At 70.3% G+C, this 16,641-nt stretch carries 15 protein-coding genes; 4 read left to right on the plus strand and 11 right to left on the minus strand.

Annotation, left to right across the window (positions count from 1 at the left end; genetic code table 11):
• Positions 1 to 25: 25 nt before the first annotated feature.
• From hpnD to STVA_RS16060, 8 genes are all read right to left on the minus strand, one after another.
• Positions 26 to 856: a presqualene diphosphate synthase HpnD gene (gene hpnD / locus STVA_RS16025; protein ID WP_123694998.1), complete on the minus strand. Its 831-nt coding sequence runs from the start codon at positions 854 to 856 to the stop codon at positions 26 to 28.
• Positions 853 to 1,713, minus strand: a complete 861-nt coding sequence (gene hpnC / locus STVA_RS16030; RefSeq protein ID WP_123695000.1) for a squalene synthase HpnC — start codon at positions 1,711 to 1,713, stop codon at positions 853 to 855. The genes hpnD and hpnC overlap by 4 nt, the downstream gene beginning before the upstream one ends.
• Complete coding sequence (locus tag STVA_RS16035) at positions 1,710 to 2,498, minus strand: class II aldolase/adducin family protein (protein ID WP_123695002.1); 789 nt, start codon at positions 2,496 to 2,498, stop codon at positions 1,710 to 1,712. Before STVA_RS16035 ends, hpnC begins: the two co-directional genes overlap by 4 nt.
• Positions 2,499 to 2,559: 61 nt before the next feature.
• Entirely contained in the window at positions 2,560 to 4,218 is a 1,659-nt protein-coding gene (locus tag STVA_RS16040; protein WP_245978567.1) for an ABC transporter ATP-binding protein, read from the minus strand.
• 4 nt (positions 4,219 to 4,222) lie between these two features.
• Entirely contained in the window at positions 4,223 to 5,050 is an 828-nt protein-coding gene (locus STVA_RS16045) for an ABC transporter permease (RefSeq protein WP_123695005.1), read from the minus strand.
• On the minus strand, positions 5,047 to 6,033 hold the full coding sequence (locus STVA_RS16050) for an ABC transporter permease (RefSeq protein WP_123695007.1): 987 nt from the start codon (positions 6,031 to 6,033) through the stop codon (positions 5,047 to 5,049). The genes STVA_RS16045 and STVA_RS16050 overlap by 4 nt, the downstream gene beginning before the upstream one ends.
• Positions 6,034 to 6,061: 28 nt before the next feature.
• Positions 6,062 to 7,648: an ABC transporter substrate-binding protein gene (locus STVA_RS16055; RefSeq protein WP_123695009.1), complete on the minus strand. Its 1,587-nt coding sequence runs from the start codon at positions 7,646 to 7,648 to the stop codon at positions 6,062 to 6,064.
• Positions 7,649 to 7,707: 59 nt separating this feature from the next.
• Complete coding sequence (locus STVA_RS16060; RefSeq protein ID WP_123695011.1) at positions 7,708 to 8,484, minus strand: class II aldolase/adducin family protein; 777 nt, start codon at positions 8,482 to 8,484, stop codon at positions 7,708 to 7,710.
• Positions 8,485 to 8,712: 228 nt separating this feature from the next.
• On the opposite strand from STVA_RS16060, the gene STVA_RS27685 reads away from it, so the two are divergent.
• On the plus strand, positions 8,713 to 9,828 hold the full coding sequence (locus STVA_RS27685) for a hypothetical protein (RefSeq protein WP_170221602.1): 1,116 nt from the start codon (positions 8,713 to 8,715) through the stop codon (positions 9,826 to 9,828).
• A gap of 3 nt (positions 9,829 to 9,831) precedes the next feature.
• On the opposite strand, the gene STVA_RS16070 is transcribed toward STVA_RS27685, so the two are convergent.
• Positions 9,832 to 11,052, minus strand: coding sequence for an MFS transporter (locus STVA_RS16070; RefSeq protein ID WP_123695013.1), 1,221 nt, complete (start codon positions 11,050 to 11,052; stop codon positions 9,832 to 9,834).
• 113 nt (positions 11,053 to 11,165) lie between these two features.
• Between STVA_RS16070 and STVA_RS16075 the strand changes: the two genes are divergently transcribed.
• The 3 genes from STVA_RS16075 (at position 11,166) to STVA_RS16085 (ending at position 12,216) form a co-directional block, all read left to right on the plus strand.
• On the plus strand, positions 11,166 to 11,381 hold the full coding sequence (locus tag STVA_RS16075; RefSeq protein WP_123695015.1) for a type II toxin-antitoxin system HicA family toxin: 216 nt from the start codon (positions 11,166 to 11,168) through the stop codon (positions 11,379 to 11,381).
• 9 nt (positions 11,382 to 11,390) lie between these two features.
• Complete coding sequence (locus tag STVA_RS16080) at positions 11,391 to 11,828, plus strand: type II toxin-antitoxin system HicB family antitoxin (RefSeq protein ID WP_123695017.1); 438 nt, start codon at positions 11,391 to 11,393, stop codon at positions 11,826 to 11,828.
• 145 nt (positions 11,829 to 11,973) lie between these two features.
• On the plus strand, positions 11,974 to 12,216 hold the full coding sequence (locus tag STVA_RS16085; RefSeq protein WP_123695019.1) for a hypothetical protein: 243 nt from the start codon (positions 11,974 to 11,976) through the stop codon (positions 12,214 to 12,216).
• A 22-nt stretch (positions 12,217 to 12,238) separates the two neighbouring features.
• Here the strand turns inward: STVA_RS16085 and upp are convergent, their stop codons facing one another.
• Positions 12,239 to 12,892: a uracil phosphoribosyltransferase gene (gene upp / locus STVA_RS16090; protein ID WP_245978569.1), complete on the minus strand. Its 654-nt coding sequence runs from the start codon at positions 12,890 to 12,892 to the stop codon at positions 12,239 to 12,241.
• 75 nt (positions 12,893 to 12,967) lie between these two features.
• Positions 12,968 to 16,531, minus strand: coding sequence for a transcription-repair coupling factor (gene mfd, locus STVA_RS16095; protein WP_123695368.1), 3,564 nt, complete (start codon positions 16,529 to 16,531; stop codon positions 12,968 to 12,970).
• Positions 16,532 to 16,641 lie beyond the last annotated feature (110 nt).

Raw genomic sequence — 16,641 nt, forward strand, 5'->3', positions numbered from 1 at the left:
GAACCCGCGCAAGACCGGCCCCCCGTCAGAACCAGGAATGGCGGATCGCCAGCCACAGCCGTTCGGCCCGGCCGAGGCGCACGCGCGGCTCCAGCCGGTCGAAGCCGCGCCGCTCCATCCGCTCCAGCAGCCGGGAATAGACCGCCAGCATGATGCGCGCCGGCCGCCCGGCCTGGCGCGGGATCGCCGCCAGCAGGTGGGCGGCCTCGTCGAAGCGGCTGCGGGCGACGGCCGCCACGGCCTGGCACACCGGCACCAATGCCGGATGCGCCAGGACCACGTCGGGTGGACCGGGCGGCACGTCATGGGCGGCCAGTTCCTCGCGCGGCAGATAGAGGCGCCCGTCGCCGGCATCCTCGGCCAGGTCGCGCAGGATGTTGGTAAGCTGGACGGCCTCCCCCAGGGCCGCGGCCAGGCGGCGCCCCTCGGCCTCGCCGGTGCCGAAGATCCGCACCGAGATCAGCCCGACCGCCCCGGCGACGCAGGCGCAATAGCGCCGCAGCTCGGCCCAGGACGGCGCCACGATCGGCCCGGCCGCATCCATCTCCATGCCGTCGATGACGGCCAGGAAATCGCTCTTGGCCAGGCCGTACTGTTCGACCGGCCCGGCCAGCGCGCGCGCCACCGGCTCGGTTGGAGCGCCGTCGAACAGGCGCTCGACCTCGCGCCGCCAATGGGCCAGGCCGTCGCGCTTTTCGGCCGGCGGCAGCGGGCCATCGGCGATGTCGTCGACAATGCGACAGAAGGCATAGACGGCATACATCGCCTGCCGCCGCTCGCGCGGCAGCAGCCGCATCGCCCAGTAGAAGGACGAGCCGGCATTGCGCACGACATCAAGGACGACCACCTCGCTCATCGGGCCGCCATCGCCACCGGCCGGCCCGGCGCCAGCCGGTCGAAGGCGACCCGGGCCAGACCGCCCGCGGCCGCACGCAGATAGGCGGGCTTGCCCAGCGCCACCCGCCGGGCCAGCGGATCGCCCCGGCGCAGCGCCGCGGCCAGCCGCTCGGCGATGCGCTGGATGACCGCCGTCTCCATCGCCAGGCGGCGGCTGCGCAGGCGGCCGGCCAGCGGGCGCGCGCGATCCAGCAGGGCGTCGGTGCCGTCGAGGCAGCGGTCCAGCACCCGCCGCAGGCCCGGCCCGGTCGACGGCGCATCCAGGTCGGCGATAGCGGCGCCCGCCGCCGCCATCCAGTCGAGCGGCAGGTAGACCCGGTCGAGGTCGCGGCGGTCGCGGCCGCAATCCTGCAAATGGTTCAGCACCTGGAGAGCCGCGCAGAGCGCGTCGGCGGCCGGCCACAAGGATCGTGCCTCGCCATGCAGGTCGAGCAGGAAGCGCCCGACCGGGGCCGCCGACAGATCGCAATAGGCCATCAGCCCGGCCCAGTCGTCGTAGCGCTGCTGCACCGCGTCCTGGCGGAACGCATCGAGCAGGGCCAGGGCGTGATCGACCGGCACGCCCGAAGCCGCCAGGTTTCGCCGCAGCCGGCCGGCAACGCCCTCTTCGCCATCCTCCACCAGCCCGCGCGCCATCCGGTCGAGCGAGGCCAGCTTGGCGGCGGCATCCAGCCCGGGATCGTCGGCCACGTCGTCGGCGGCACGGGCGAAGGCATAGAAGGCCGCGACGTGCGGCCGCAGCGCCGCCGGCAGCAGCCAGGAGCCGACGGGAAAGTTCTCGTCAGCCGCCGTCTTCGATGCTCCAGCCGCCGTCATTCCCGGAACGACGGGTCCTTCCGGTCCATCAGCCGGACCAGCGCGTCGAACTCCAGCTCGCCATAGGTGGCGACGCCGCCGGTGGCCAGGAACTGGTAGGTGTTCTCGACGCTGGAGCGGCGCACCGCATGCGACGGGACGACCAGGCGCCCGCCGCCGCTCTGCGCCATTAGCTGGATCTCGCAGGCCCGTTGCAGGCGATACATGTAAATGAAGGCTTCCGAGATGCTGCGGCCGCAGGTCAGTAGGCCGTGGGTGCGCAGGACCAGCAGGTTGTGCCGGCCAAGGCTGGCGGCCAGCCGCCCGCGCTCGCCCAGGTCCATGCTCGGCCCCTCGAAATCGTGGTAGGCGACCTGGCCGTCGAAGCCCAGCGCATACATGCTGACCGGCAGCACGCCCGCCTCCTGGGCGGCCACCGCCATGCCGGCCACCGTGTGGGTGTGCATGACGCAGAGCGCGTCCTCGCGCACCTGGTGGATGGCGCTGTGGATGACGAAGCCGGCGGGGTTGACCAGGTGCTGGCCGGGGCCGACCGGGTTGCCGTCGAGGTCGATCTTCACCAGGTTCGAGGCGGTCACCTCGTCATAGCGCAGGCCGTAGGGGTTGATCAGGAAGTGATGCTCGGGCCCCGGCACGCGCGCCGTGGTGTGGCTCCAGATCAGCTCCGACCAGCCAAGATGCTCGATGATGCGGTAGCAGGCGGCAAGCTGCACGCGCAGCGCCCATTCCTCGTCCGAAACCTGTTCGCGAAGGCTTCGTCCGGCGATCTCGCGCGTCCCATCCATGGCGTTCCTCCCGGGCAGGGCACCATCCCCCGTCGGGGGCGGTGCGGCGGCCGGCAGCCTATCACACGGCGACGGCGGCGGGAGCGTCCGTGAAGGTGGGCGGCGTCCAGGCGCGGCCCGGCACCGAGCCCAGCAGTTCGCGGGTGTAGGCATGGGCCGGGTTGGCAAAGATCTGCGCCGTTGGGCCGCTTTCGACGATCTCGCCCAGGCGCATGACGGCGATGCTGTCGCAGACCTGGGCCGCCACCCGCAGGTCGTGGGTGATGAACAGCATGGTCAGGTTGAAGCGACGACGGATGTCGGCCAGCAGTTCCAGCACCTGCGCCTGCACCGACACATCGAGCGCCGAGACGGGCTCGTCGGCCACCAGGATCTCCGGCTCCATCGCCAGCGCGCGAGCGATGCCGATGCGCTGGCGCTGCCCGCCCGAGAACTCATGCGGATAGCGGTCGGCCGACCGCGGGTCGAGCCCGACCAGGTCGAGCAGCGCGCGGGTGCGGGCCATCGCCTCGTCGGCCGACGTACCGCAGGTCATCGGCCCGTCGGCGATCTGCCGGCCGACGGTGCGGCGCGGGTTGAGCGAGGCGAACGGGTCCTGGAACACCATCTGCACCCGGCGGCGCCACGGCCGGAGTGCGCGCCGGCCCAGCCGGGCGATATCCTCGCCGCCGATGAGCACGTCGCCGCCATCGGGGTCGACCAGACGCACGACGCAGCGCGCCACCGTCGACTTGCCGGACCCGGATTCGCCCACCAACCCCAGCGTCTCCCCCCGGCGAAGCTGGAACGAGACCTGACGGGCGGCATGGACGACGCGGCCACGCGAGAAGAGGCCGCCGCCCGATCGGAACGCCTTGTCGAGGTTGCGCACCTCCAGGAAGGGAACCTGTGTTGAGGCCGGCGGCCGCGGCGGCGGCTCCAGCTTCGGCACGGCGCCGATGAGCGCGCGGGTGTAGGGATGCTGCGGCCGGTTCAGCACGTCGGCGGCCGGCCCCTGCTCGACGATGCGGCCACGCTGCATGACGGCGACGCGGTCGGCGATCTCCGCCACCACGCCGAAATCATGGGTGATGAAGAGCACGCCGGTCTGCCGCAGGCCCTGCATCTCCCGGATCAGCGCCAGCACCTGGGCCTGGGTGGTGACGTCGAGGGCCGTCGTCGGCTCGTCGGCGATGACGACCGGCGGCCCCAGGACGAGGGCCATGGCGATCATCGCCCGCTGCCGCTGCCCGCCCGAAAGCTGGTGCGGGAAGGCGTGGCGGATGCGTTCCGGGTCCGGCAGCTTGACCGCGGCGAACAGCTCCAGGATACGGCGGCGACGGTCCCTCTCGGGCAGGGACAGGTGGGTCGCCACCACCTCGTCGATCTGGTCGCCGATGGTCATGACCGGGTTCAGGGCCGTCATCGGCTCCTGGAACACCATGGAGATGCGGCTGCCGCGGATGGCGCGCAGGCGGGACTGCGGCACCGTCAGCAGGTCCTCGCCCTCCAGCAGGATGCGGCCGGCGACGGGGCGCAGGCGCGGCGCCAGCAGTCCCAGGACGGCTCGCGCCATCACCGACTTGCCCGAGCCGGATTCGCCGACGACGCAGACGATCTCGTTGGGGAAGAGCTGCAGCGATACGTTCTCGACCGCGTGCGCCCGGTCGGCGTTCGGCGGCAGGGCGACCGACAGGCCCTGGATGTCGAGGACCGGCCCCGTCTTCATTTCTCCCGTCATCGCCTCACCGCTCCCGCAGGCGCGGATTGAGGGCGTCGTTCAGCCCCTCCCCCACCAGGTTGATCGCCAGCACCGTCAGCAGGATGGCGAGCCCGGGCACGGCGCAGAGCCACCAGGCCGATCGCAGCACGCCGCGCCCGGCACCGATCATGAAGCCCCAGCTCATCACGTTGGGGTCGCCCAGGCCTAGGAAGGACAGGCCGGATTCGATGAGGATGGCGGTCGCCACCATCAGCGACCCGGTGACGATGATGGGCGACAGGCAGTTGGGCAGGATCTGCACCAGGATGATCTTGGCGTCCCCCATCCCCTGGGCGACGGATGCCTGCACGAACTCGCGGCCGCGCAGGGCCATGAACTCGCCGCGCACCAGGCGGGCCATGGCCGGCCAGGAGACGACGGCGATGGCCAGCACCACGCTCTTGATCGACGGGCTGAGGACGGCCACCAGGACGATGGCGAAGATGAAGGACGGGATGGTCTGGAACAGCTCCGTCGTGCGCATCAGCAGATCGTCGATCCAGCCACCATAGTAGCCGGCGAGCCCGCCCATCACGACGCCGAAGGTGGCGGCCACCACGGTGGCGACCAGCCCGATCAACAGCGAGGTGCGGGCGCCATGGACCAGCCCTGCCACCACATCGCGGCCCAGCATGTCGGTGCCGAAGAGCCAGCGTCCAAAGGGCGGCTGGAACGGCCGGTCGACCAGCTTGAAGGCGGATTCCGGATAGAGCAGCGGCCCGGCCGCCGCCAGAAGCAGGACGATGCCCAGCACGACCAGCCCCAGCACGGCGGCACGATTGCGTCGGAAGAGCCGCCAGAAGGCGATCATCGGATCTCGATCCGGGGATCGAGCAGCGCGTAGAGCAGGTCGACGAAGAGGTTCACCGCGACCACCAGGCAGGACGACAGGAAGAAGATGCCGAGCAGCAGGTTGAGGTCGCGGGCGAACAGCGATTCGAAGGCGAGCAGCCCCAGGCCCGGCCAGCCGAACACCGATTCGACGATGACCGACCCGCCGAGCATGCCGGCCACCTGCACGCCGGCCATGGTGACGATCGGCAGCAGCGCGTTGCGCAGGATGTGGCGCACGACGATGCGGCGCTCGGTCAGGCCCTTGGCCCGCGCGGTCACGACATAGTCCATGCCCGCCTGCTCCAGCATCGAGGCGCGCATCAGGCGGGTGTAGAGGGCGAGGTAGAAGAGCGACAGCGTCGTCGCCGGCAGGACGAGGTGGAGCGCTATGTCGACCACCCGGTCCCAGCCTTCGTGGAAGGCCGCCACCGTCTCCATGCCGCTGGTCGGCAGCAGGTCGAGCTGGATCGAGAAGACGACGATCATCATCAGCCCGATCCAGAAGAGCGGCGTCGCGTACGAGACCAGCGCGAAGATCGAGATCAGCGTGTCACGCCAGCCGTTGAGGTCGAGGGCGGCCAGCACCCCCAGCAGCACGCCGACCGCGATCGCCACCAATGCGGCCGTCCCCATCAGCAGCAGGGTCGGCCCCAGCCGATCCAGTACCAGGTCCAGCACCGGCCGGCTGTGGCGGAAGGAATAGCCGAGGTCGAAGGCCAGCATGTTGCGCAGATAGTGGAAGAGCTGGACGTGGAAGGGCTGGTCCAGCCCGAAGCGCTGGCGCAGCTCGGCCATGTATTCCGGCGTGGCCGAGCCCGCCTCCCCCGCGAGCACCGTGGCGGCGTCGCCGGGGGCGAGGTTCAGGAGGATGAAGTTGCAGACGACGATCGCGATGATGATTGGCACCGCCTGCAACGCGCGCCGGCCGAGATAGCGCAGCCGTTGGACCGCCAGCCCCATGATCCCCGCCCCCGGGCGATCTGCCCGGCTACTCCAGCGATACCCCCGCGAAGCTGGAATAGGCGCCGAGCGCGTCGTCGAAGGCGCCCTTCACCTTCTTGCTGTAGACGGTGACGAAATCCATCTCGGTCATGAAGATGAGCGGCACGTCCTCGGCCAGGATCTTCTGGAACTCGCCATACTGGGCGGCGCGCTTGGCGGGATCGGTCTCGACCGTGGCGTCGTCCAGCAGCTTGTCGACCTTGGGGTTGGAATAGCCCGAGCCGTTCACGAAGACCGTGCCCTTGCGGATCATGCTCGAGTGATACTGGCGATGCACGCCCATCACCGGGTCGGCCAGGTTGTAGTAGAAGGTCGAGGTGATGTTGTAGTCGTAGTCGGTGAAGACCCGCTTCAGCCAAGTCGGCACGTCCTCGTAGCGCAGCGTCACGTCGATGCCGACGTCGCCCAGCGCCTGCTTGATGTATTCGCCCAGCCGCCGCCACTCGTCGCCATAGGGCAGCATGTCGTGGACGATCTTGAAGCGGATGCCGTCGGCGCCGCGCGGGTATTCGGCCTCGTCCAGCAGCTTGTTGGCGATGGCAACGCGGTCCGGCACGCCATAGTCGCGCACCGCCCCCTCATAGAGACCGACCGCCTTGAAGTTGGAGCTGATCGGGCCGGTCGACGGCTTGCCGAAGCCGAACCAGATGTTGTCGATCATGAATTTGCGGTCGAGCGCGTAGCTGACGGCCTGGCGCACCTTCACCTTGTCGAAGGGCGGCTTGCGCGTGTTCACCTCGAGCTGCATCAGGGGCGAGATCATGGCGTAGCCGTCGGTCGAGACGCCGATCGTCGGCAGCTTGCCGATCCGCGGCACGTCGACATAGGGCACCGCGCCGAAGGCGCCGTAATGGACCTCCCCTTTCTCCATCGCCGCCGTGCGCGTGCCGGGATCGGCGATGAAGCGGGCGACGATGCGGTCGAGATGGGGCTGGCCCTTGCGCCAGTAGGTCGGGTTGCGATCGAGGCGGACGAACTGCCCGCGCTCCCAGCTCACGAACTTGAACGGGCCGGTGCCGACGGGCTTGTTGGCGTTGGGGTTGTTGCGGATGTCCGTGCCCTCGTAGAGGTGCTTCGGCAGCATCGGCGATTCGTAGCCCGACAGGGCGGAGAGGAAGTAGGGTGCCGGCTTGTCGAGCTTCACCACCGCCGTCAGGGCGTCGGGGGTCTCGACGTCGGTCATCGCCTGGAAGGTGATGCCGCCGCGCGGATGCAGCTTCTTCAGCACCTCCATCAGCGTGAACTTCACGTCGGCCGAGGTGAAGGGCTTGCCGTCGTGCCAGGTCACGCCTTCCTGGAGCTTGAAGGTGATCGACTTGCCGTCGGCCGCCACCGCCCAGGACTTGGCGAGGCCTTCCTTGGGCTTCTGGTCGGGCGCGTATTCGAGCAACCCCTCATAGACCTTGGCCGCCACCTGCCCGATCGGGCCGGACGTGGAGAGGTAGGAGGCCAGCGTCGGCGGCTCGGGCAGCACGACCATGACGAGCGTGCCGCCCTTTTTCTGGGCGGCGGCGGGCAGCGCCGCCATCGCCAGTATCAACGCCCCCGCCGCGGCCCGGACCAGATGCTTCATGCTGCTCTCCACTCGGCCAACCTCGCCGGGCGGAGGCAGCAAGAAGCATGCCGCTGCTCTCAGTTCTTGTAGGAGGGGTCGATCCGCTCCACCAGGCGCAGCATGGCCGGCCACTCGCGGCTGCCGACCGGGTGGCGGTTGCTGGTGGCGACCTTGCGGCCCTGCTCGATCGTCTTCTCGACGACCGCGTCAGGCAGCGGGTAGCCCGGCACGCCAGCACCCTGGAAGGCCAGCTGCATGCGGCAGGCGCGCTCGGCCCGGTACATCCACACGAAGGCCTCGCCGACCGTGGCGCCGACGGTCAGCAGGCCGTGGTTGCGCAGGATCAGCACCCGCTTGTCGCCGAGGTCGGCCACGATGCGCTCGCGCTCCTCCAACTCGGTGGCTGCCCCCTCGAAGTCGTGGTAGGCGACGGCGTCGTAGATCAGCAGGCTGTGCTGGGTGTTGGGCAGCAGCCCGTCGCGCTGCGTCGCCACGCCGACGCCGGCCGCCGTGTGGGTGTGCAGAACGCAGCTCAGTTCCGGAACCGCCATGTGGACGGCAGAATGGATGACGAAGCCGGCCGGGATCACCTCGGCGCCCGGCGGGTCGATCACCCGGCCCTCCAGGTCGACCTTGACCAGCGAGGAGGCGGTGATCTCGTCGAACAGGGCGCCATAGGGGTTGAGCAGGAAGTGATGGTCCGGACCCGGCACGCGGGCCGAAATGTGGGTGGCGGTCAGGTCCGACCAGCCGAAATGATGGACGAGCCGGTAGCAGGCGGCGAGATCGACCCGCACCTGCCATTCCGCCTCCGTCATGCGATCGGACGCGCGCGATACCAGAGCGACAGCCATAGAACGACCTCCAGGGGAAAGGTTCGGCCCAGTATCCGGCCGGTTCCGGCCCCGGCCAAAGCCTTTTCGGAGCCGCAATGCGGCGAGTGCGTTGCAATGGTGACGCCAAAGGACCGTTGTGTTCGGCGCCTCGGGGCTATATTCGCTCCGACACCCGCCCGCGCCCAAGCCCGTTCCCAAGAAGGTTAAGACGCCATGACCGTTGCCAGCCGTTCCTGGATCGTTCCCATGTCCATGGCCATCCTGCTGACCGGCTGCGGCACGGTCGACCGCGTGACGGACATGTTCGGCTCGAGCAAGCCGTCGGAGACCCGCAGCGGTGGAGGCAAATCCTTCGTCGGCGAACGGGCCGTGGCGCTGGATGGCGACCTGGAGCGGCTGCGTGCCACCCAGAAGGAACGCGCCGAAGCCACCGCCAGGCTGAAAGGCGCGGCCCAGGCCGAGACCGCCGCCTACAACGGCACGGTGCAGGAGATCGCCGAGCGGCTGCAAGCCGGCAGCGGCCCGCTCAATCCCCAGCTTCTCAACCAGTGGACCGAGGCACGCAGCCATCTGGCCCGGGTCGACGAGACCGTGTCGCGCATGCGCGCGCTCGATGCCGACCTGACGGCCGACCGCGCCCGCGGCCGCTTCCTGGCCGAGACCGGCCGCAGCCTGGCGGGCGTGGGCGGCGCCACGGAGGCCGAGGCGGCGCGGGTGCGCGACCTGCAGGCCGGGCTGGCCGCAACCGCGGCCGCGCTCGATGCCACCGGCAACGAACTGGCGGCCGAGATCCGCACCCAGACCGAATGGCTGGCGACCGAGCGCCGCCGCTCCGACACGCTGCTGGCAGCGGTGCGCACGGGGCTGCGGCACCCGCGCCGAGCCCGTCGCCGGCCGTGCCGCCCCCTGCCCTTCGCCGCGCCGTCGGCCTCCGCCGCCGCGCCTGCCCCGGCCGCCCCGGTGCCCGGGATTGCCCCTGCACCGGCTGTCGCCGCGCCGGCCCCGGCGGTCGCACCGCTGGCGGCGGCACCGGCACCCGTCGCCAGTTTCCGTCCGACCAGCGTCGACGGCCGCCGTCCCTTCGTCGCCATCCGCTTCGGCCGCGAGGAGCCCGACTACGAGCGCGCGCTCTATGATGCCCTGCGCGTCGCGGTCGAGCGCGACCCGGCGATCCGCTTCGACGTCGTGGCGGTCGTGCCGCGCGACGGCCGCGGCGACGCCAAGCGGGCGGCTGCCAACGCCACCAAGGTCGCCCGCTCCATGCGCGCCATGGGCCTCTCGGAAGACCAGACCCGCACCTACGAGCGACCGCAGGGCGGCATCAGCGACCCGCAGGTCCACGTCTACATCCGCCGCCGCTAGACCCTAGCGGCGCAGCGCCGGCCAGCGCAGGTAGATGAGGGCCAGGCCGGCCAGCCCGCCCAGGCCGGTCATCAGCATCGCGGTCGAGGCGCCGACTTGGTCGGACAGCACGCCCACGGCCAGCACGCCCAGCGGCCCGGTGCCGATGCAGACGGTGGTTATGCCCATCAGGCGCGACCGCATCTCGGGCGGCGCCTCGGTCAGGATCAGCGTGCTCTGCATGCTGGCGAAGCTGGATGCGCCCAGCCCGCCCGCCAGCAGCAGGAAGAAGGCCAGCAGGTACCAGGGCGCCAGCGCCGCCAGCACGACCGCCGTCATCAGCCCGAACGACCCGGCCAGGAACACCCGCCCGCGCGACAGGTTGAGCCGGCCGCTCGCCAGCAGCAGGCCGCCCAGCAGGCTGCCGCCGGCCTCGGCCGAGGCGAGGATGCCGACCAGCGTGGCCGACACGCCGAACTCCTGCCGCCCGATCGGCGGGATCATGGCGGTGTAGGAGAAGCCGAAGGCGTTCATGACGACCGTCGTCGCCAGTACGGCCATGATGATCTCGCTGCGGCGGGCGACGGCGAAGCCGGCGGCGATGTCGCCCGGGATCTGGGCCAGCCGCAGGGGCCGGGTTTCCTGGCTGTAGCGCAGGCCCACAACCAGTGCCAGGCCGGTCAGGTACAGCACCGCCGACAGCCCATAGACGCAGGCGATCCCGACCGTCTCCAGAAGCAGGCCGCCCAGTGCCGGGCCGATCATGCGGGTCAGGCTGCCGGTGACGGTGTCGAGCGCCACCGCGGGGGCGACGCGGGTCGGCCCCGCCACCTCGCCCACCATGCGCCGGCGCACCGCCATCTCGCCGGCCCAGACGATGCCCGACACGAGGCCGCCCGCCCAGATGTGCCAGATGGTCAGCATGTCGGCCAGCGCCACCAGCCCGATCAGCCCCGACGACAGACCGGTCGTGCCGAGCGCGATCATCAGCAGCGTCTTGCGGTTCACGGCATCGGCCACCGCCCCCGCCAGCGCACCTACCAGCAGCATCGGCAGCATGCGGGCCGCCGTGACCGAGGCCACCATCAGCCCCGACCCGGTCAGGTCGTAGGTGAAGACGCCGGCTGCCAGCAGTTCCAGCCAACGCACCGCATTGGACAGCCCACCCACCAGCCACAGGCGCAGATAGTCCCGATCGGCGAGCAGCGCGCGCGGCCCGCCGGGGCGTTCCCCCGTTTCTTTCATTGCCCCGAAGCTACCGCGCTTCTGCGGCTGCTCAAAGAGAAGGCAGATGACCGAGGGCAGAATACGCGCTCATCCGCTCGCCCATCGCACAATTTCGTGCGATAGTGCGTAGCGTGAACGGTGCCGAACTTCTTCGCAAATTGGCAATCCTGGGCAAGCAGGACGGGGTTGCATTGCAGATCGACGAGGCACACGGCAAGGGCAGTCACGCCATGCTGCTGTTTGGCACTAGGCGCACCGTCCTGAAAGACCGTCGCAAGGAAATTGCTCCAGGCTTGCTGCGGAAGATGCTTCGCGATCTGGGCGTCGATCCCGGTCGTCTGCGATAGGAACTAGCCATGCGCTACGAGTACCCGATAGAGATAGAGACCGATGAGATCGGTAGACTGCTTGTCACGTTTCCCGACGTGCCGGAGGCCGGGGACGACGGGGAGACGCTGTCGGAAGCCGTGACCGAGGCAGGGCGTTCTCTGATGGCTGCGCTCCAGTACCGGATCAAGCAGCGGGAGCCGATTCCCGAGCCGCGTCGGCCACGCCGGGGACAGCGGACCTTTGCCTTGCCTGCGCTGGTTGCCGCCAAGATCGCGATATACCAGGCGATGCGCGTGCAGGGGCTTAATACGGTCGTCATGGCCCAGAAGATGGCGGGCGCCAGCGAGACGGAAATCCGTCGCCTGCTCGACCTCGGCCACAATACGCGTATGTCCTACGTCACCGCCGCACTCGCGGCACTTGGCAAGGAACTGGTCGTGGAGACGCGTGACCGGGCCGCCTGAAGCTTGCGTCATGCCGCGGGGCAATGGTCGCCGCCGGAGTGGCGGAAACCCCGGTCATAACCCGTGCCTTATTGGTGCCATAGTCCGTGGCCGGCCCCAGCACCCCATGGTAGCCAGATGCTCCGCTGGAACCTGGGGTTCATCCATGCTTCTGCTCGCAGTCGTCCTGACCGGTGCAACCCTCACCATGATCCTCGGCGTGACGCTGTGGCGACGCAGCCCGTGGGGTGGAGAGCGGGTGCTGGCGGCGGGCCTGCTGCTGCTGGGGCTGGTCTTCGCCTGGATTGCCTCGATGCCGCATGTCGGCGGCACCGAAGATCGCATCGTTTCGGCCGCCCGCGCCAAGGCGTCCGCCGCCTGGCAGGCCGCCCACCCCGTTTCGCGCTGACCAGTTTCGCGCTGGCGCCCCCTCAGACCGTGCCGAAGTAACGGTCGCCGGCATCGCCGAGGCCCGGCCGGATGTAGCCATGGTCGTCCAGGCCGCGATCCAGCGCGCCCACGAAGATGCGCACGTCCGGGTGCTGCGCCCGCATGGCGGCCACCCCCTCGGGCGCGGCGATGACGCTGAGCAGGCGGATATGCCGGCCGCCATGCTGCTTCACCCGGTCGACCGCGGCGGCGGCCGAACTGCCGGTCGCCAGCATGGGATCCACCACCAGCACCAGCCCGCGATCCATCCGTGGCGGCAGATGCTCGTAGTAATGGACCGGCTTCAGGGTGGACGGATCGCGATAGAGGCCGACATGGCCGATGCGCGCCTCCGGCACCAGGGCGCGTAGCCCTTCGAGCAACCCCTCGCCCGCGCGCAGGACCGACACCAGAAACAGCGTGTCCTCCTCGAGACGGCCTGCTTCCATCGTCTCCAGCGGCGTGTCGACCGGGCGGGCGACGAGCGGCAGATCGCGCGTCGCCTCGGCCCCCAGGATCAGCGACAGGCCGCGCATGGCGGCCCGGAACGCGGGCATCGCCGTCTGCCGGTCGCGCAGCGTCGTCAGGTAGTGGGTCGCCAGCGCGTGCGACACGATGGTGACGCCGTCGCTGCCGGCGGTCGGGCTGTGGATCAAGCGCATTCTCCTCGGGCGTCTGCCGAACGATGGATCGGCAGACGATAGGCCGGCCCGGCCGCCGCCGCGAGCGTCTTAGCGCCGCCCGAAGGTCGTCTTGAACAGCCGCGCGCGGGCAGCCGGCGACAAGGTCGCGGGCCCACGGCCGGTGGGATTGAGCGGCGTCTTGGGCGGTGGCGGCGGCGACTTGGAGGCTGAAGTCTTCGTGGCCGGGGTCTTCGTCGCCGGGGCCTTGGGCGCGGGGTTCCTGGGCGGCAGGGTCTTGACGATGGGCGGCGGCGGCATCTCGCCGCGCGCCAGCATCACCAGCGACTTCAGCAGGTTCTGCAGGCCGGCCAACCGCGCCTTGGCCTCGTCCCACACGCGGGTCACGACCAGCTTGTGGTCCGGCCGCAGGCGCGCGGTGCCGGCATTGCGGGCGATGAACTCCACCAGGCCGGCGGGATTGGGGAAGCTGTTGGCGTGGAAGCCGATGACGCAGCCCTTCGGCCCCGCCTCGATGCGCTCGATCCGGGCCTCGCGGCAGAGCTGCTTGATGGCGATGACGTCGAGCAGGTTCTCGACCTCCGGCGGCAGGGCGCCGAAGCGGTCCCCCAGTTCGGCCGCGAAGGCGTCGATCTCGCGCCGGTCGACCAGGGTCGAGATACGGCGATAGAGGCCGAGCCGCACGCCCAGGTCGGCGACGTAGCCTTCCGGGATGAGGACGGACGTGCCGATGGCGATCTGCGGCGTCCAGGTCTCCCCCGCTGCCTCCTCGGCCAGGCCGCGCGCCTCGGCCACGGCCTCTTCCAGGAGCTGCTGGTAGAGCTCGACGCCGACCTCGCGGACATGGCCCGACTGTTCCTCGCCCAGCAGGTTGCCGGCGCCGCGGATGTCGAGATCGTGGCTGGCGAGCGTGAACCCGGCACCCAGCGTGTCCAGGGTCTGCATGACCTCGAGCCGGCGCTGGGCCGTCTCTGTCAGCATCTTGCCGGGCGGCAGGGTCAGGTAGGCATAGGCGCGCTGCTTGGAGCGGCCGATGCGGCCGCGGAGCTGGTAGAGCTGGGCCAGGCCGAACATGTCGGCACGGTGCACGATCATGGTGTTGGCCGACGGGATGTCGAGGCCGGACTCGATGATCGTCGTCGACAGCAGGATGTCGTAGGCGCCGTCGCAGAAGGCCGACATCACCGTCTCGATCTCGGCCGGCGCCATGCGCCCGTGGGCGACGACCATCTTGGCCTCGGGCACCAACTCGCGCAGCGCCTCCTGGACCGTGGTCAGGTCCTCGATCCGCGGGCAGACATAAAACACCTGGCCGCTGCGATAGCGCTCGCGCAGGATCGCCTCGCGCACCACGACCGGGTCGAACGGCAGCACGAAGGTGCGCACCGCCAGCCGGTCGACCGGCGGGGTGGCGATGATGCTCATCTGGCGCACGCCCGACAGCGCCATCTGCAAGGTGCGCGGAATCGGCGTCGCCGTCAGCGTCAGGATATGGACCTCGGCCCGCAGGTGCTTCAGCTTCTCCTTCTGGGAGACGCCGAAATGCTGCTCCTCATCGACGATAACCATGCCGAGATGGCGGAACTTCACGTCCTTGCCGAGCACGGCGTGGGTGCCGACGACGATGTCGACCTGGCCCTCGGCCAGCATCGCCTTCACCTGCTTGGCCTCCTTGGGCGAGACGAGCCGCGAGAGCTGCTCGATGCGCACTGGCAGGCCGGCAAAACGCTGCTTGAAGGTGCGGTAGTGCTGGCGCGCCAGCAGGGTGGTCGGCACGATGACGGCCACCTGGGCCCCGCCCAGCGCGGCGATGAAGGCCGCCCGCAGCGCCACCTCGGTCTTGCCGAACCCGACATCGCCGCAGATCAGGCGGTCCATGGGCCGGCCGGAGCCCAGGTCCTCGACCACGTCGGCGATGGCGCGGAGCTGGTCCTCGGTCTCCGGGAAGGGGAAGCGGGCGCAGAACTCGTCGAACAGCCCCTCGGGCGGTGGCATCACCTCGCCCGCCCGGATCTCGCGAGAGGCGGCCAGGCGCACCAGCTCGTCGGCGATGGCGCGGATGCGCTGCTTGACGCGCGCCTTGCGCGACTGCCAGCCGGCCCCGCCCAGCTTGTCGAGGCCGACCTCGCCGTCGCCGCTGCCGTAGCGCGACAGGACCTCGATGTTCTCGACCGGCACGAACAGCTTGTCGCCGCCGTCATACATGACGCGCAGGCAGTCATGCGCGGCCCCGCCCACCTCCAGCGTCACCAGCCCGTCATAGCGGCCGATGCCGTGGTCGACATGGACGACGAAGTCGCCGATCGTCAGGGCCGAGACCTCGGCCACGAACTGGTCGAAGTTGCGGCGGCGCTTGCTCGTGCGCGCCAGCCGGTCGCCCAGCAGGTCCTGCTCGGTGACGACCGACAGCTTGTCGTCGATGAAGCCGGATTCGATCGGCAGGACCACAAGCGCAGTGCGCCCCGGCGCCAGGGCCGTCGCCTTCTGCCAGCGCTCGACCGTCTCGGCCGCGGTGATGCCATGCTCGGCCAGCACCGTGCGCAACCGCTCGCGCGAGCCGGCGCTGTAGGCGGCCACGATGGTGCGCCGGCCGGCCGCCTGCTCGGCCTGGATATGCTCGCCCAGTGCAGCGTAGACGTTGGCGCCCGCCGCCCGGATGTCGCCGAACTCCCGCCCGCGGCGTCCGCCGGCGTCGATCGTCCGACCGGGATGGCCCGGCTGGGTGAAGGGGGTGATATCGACCACCGGGCGGTCGGCCAGCGCCTCGGACCATTCGTCCTCGGACGGGTAGAGCATCGCCGGCGGCAGCGGCCGGTAGGGCGCACCGCCGGTCGCCGCATTCATCATGCTGCGGCGGGTCTCGTAATAGTCCTCGATCGTGCTGAAGCGGGCGGTCGCCGCTTCCTCGGCCTGGTGGTCGAGCGTGACCGGGCTGCCGGCCGGCAGATGGTCGAACAGCGTCTCCAGACGGCCATGAAACAGCGGCAGCCAATGCTCCATGCCGGCGTAGGGCCGGCCCTCGCTGATCGCGGCATAGAGCAGGTCGTCGTCGGTCACCGCCCCGAAGCGGTCGCGATAGCCGGTGCGGAAGCGTTCGATCGTCTCGTCGTCGAGCCGCACCTCGCTGACCGGCATCAGCGAGATCGCCTCCAGCTCGCCGGTGCTGCGCTGGGTCAGCGGGTCGAAGGCGCGCATCGCCTCGACCTGGTCGCCGAAGCGGTCGATGCGGATCGGCAGGTCGGCGCCAGGCGGAAACAGGTCGAGGATGCCGCCGCGCAGCGCATACTCGCCCGCTTCGCGGACCGTGCCGACGCGGCGATAGCCATTGTGCGACAGGAAGCCCATCACCGCCGCATCGGGCAGGTCGCGGCCGACCTTGGCCGACATCAGGGCGCCGGTGAAGAAGCTGCGCGGCGGCACGCGCTGCAGCAGGGCATTCACCGTGGTGACGACGAGGCGGCAACCCTCGGCGGGCTGGCCCAGGCGCACCAGGGTCTCGATGCGTCGGCTGACCGCGCGCACGTTGGGCGACGAACGGTCGTAGGGCAGGCAGTCCCAGGCCGGGAACGGCAGCACCTCCAGCGTCGGCGCCAGGAAGCGGATCGCCTCCACCGTCGCCATCATGCGCGGCTCGTCGCGGGCGACATGCAGCATCGTTGGCCCGGCCTCGGCCGCCAGGCGCGACAGCACGAGTGCATCGTAGCCCTCGGGCACGCCCGAAAGGGTGACGCGGCCGGACGTGACGAACAGCTCGTTCCGGCGGA

It is taken from the genome of Stella humosa, from assembly GCF_006738645.1.
Taxonomy (GTDB): Bacteria; Pseudomonadota; Alphaproteobacteria; order ATCC43930; family Allostellaceae; genus Allostella; species Allostella humosa.

What these genes read in the sequence shown, in the direction of transcription:
- hpnD (WP_123694998.1), bottom strand. Translation starts at nt 856, where the DNA reads ATGAGCGAGGTGGTCGTCCTTGATGTCGTGCGCAATGCCGGCTCGTCC.
- hpnC (WP_123695000.1), bottom strand. Translation starts at nt 1,713, where the DNA reads ATGACGGCGGCTGGAGCATCGAAGACGGCGGCTGACGAGAACTTTCCC.
- STVA_RS16035 (WP_123695002.1), bottom strand. Translation starts at nt 2,498, where the DNA reads ATGGATGGGACGCGCGAGATCGCCGGACGAAGCCTTCGCGAACAGGTT.
- STVA_RS16040 (WP_245978567.1), bottom strand. Translation starts at nt 4,218, where the DNA reads ATGACGGGAGAAATGAAGACGGGGCCGGTCCTCGACATCCAGGGCCTG.
- STVA_RS16045 (WP_123695005.1), bottom strand. Translation starts at nt 5,050, where the DNA reads ATGATCGCCTTCTGGCGGCTCTTCCGACGCAATCGTGCCGCCGTGCTG.
- STVA_RS16050 (WP_123695007.1), bottom strand. Translation starts at nt 6,033, where the DNA reads ATGGGGCTGGCGGTCCAACGGCTGCGCTATCTCGGCCGGCGCGCGTTG.
- STVA_RS16055 (WP_123695009.1), bottom strand. Translation starts at nt 7,648, where the DNA reads ATGAAGCATCTGGTCCGGGCCGCGGCGGGGGCGTTGATACTGGCGATG.
- STVA_RS16060 (WP_123695011.1), bottom strand. Translation starts at nt 8,484, where the DNA reads ATGGCTGTCGCTCTGGTATCGCGCGCGTCCGATCGCATGACGGAGGCG.
- STVA_RS27685 (WP_170221602.1), top strand. Translation starts at nt 8,713, where the DNA reads ATGTCCATGGCCATCCTGCTGACCGGCTGCGGCACGGTCGACCGCGTG.
- STVA_RS16070 (WP_123695013.1), bottom strand. Translation starts at nt 11,052, where the DNA reads ATGAAAGAAACGGGGGAACGCCCCGGCGGGCCGCGCGCGCTGCTCGCC.
- STVA_RS16080 (WP_123695017.1), top strand. Translation starts at nt 11,391, where the DNA reads ATGCGCTACGAGTACCCGATAGAGATAGAGACCGATGAGATCGGTAGA.
- STVA_RS16085 (WP_123695019.1), top strand. Translation starts at nt 11,974, where the DNA reads ATGCTTCTGCTCGCAGTCGTCCTGACCGGTGCAACCCTCACCATGATC.
- mfd (WP_123695368.1), bottom strand. Translation starts at nt 16,531, where the DNA reads ATGCTGCATGTCGCCCGCGACGAGCCGCGCATGATGGCGACGGTGGAG.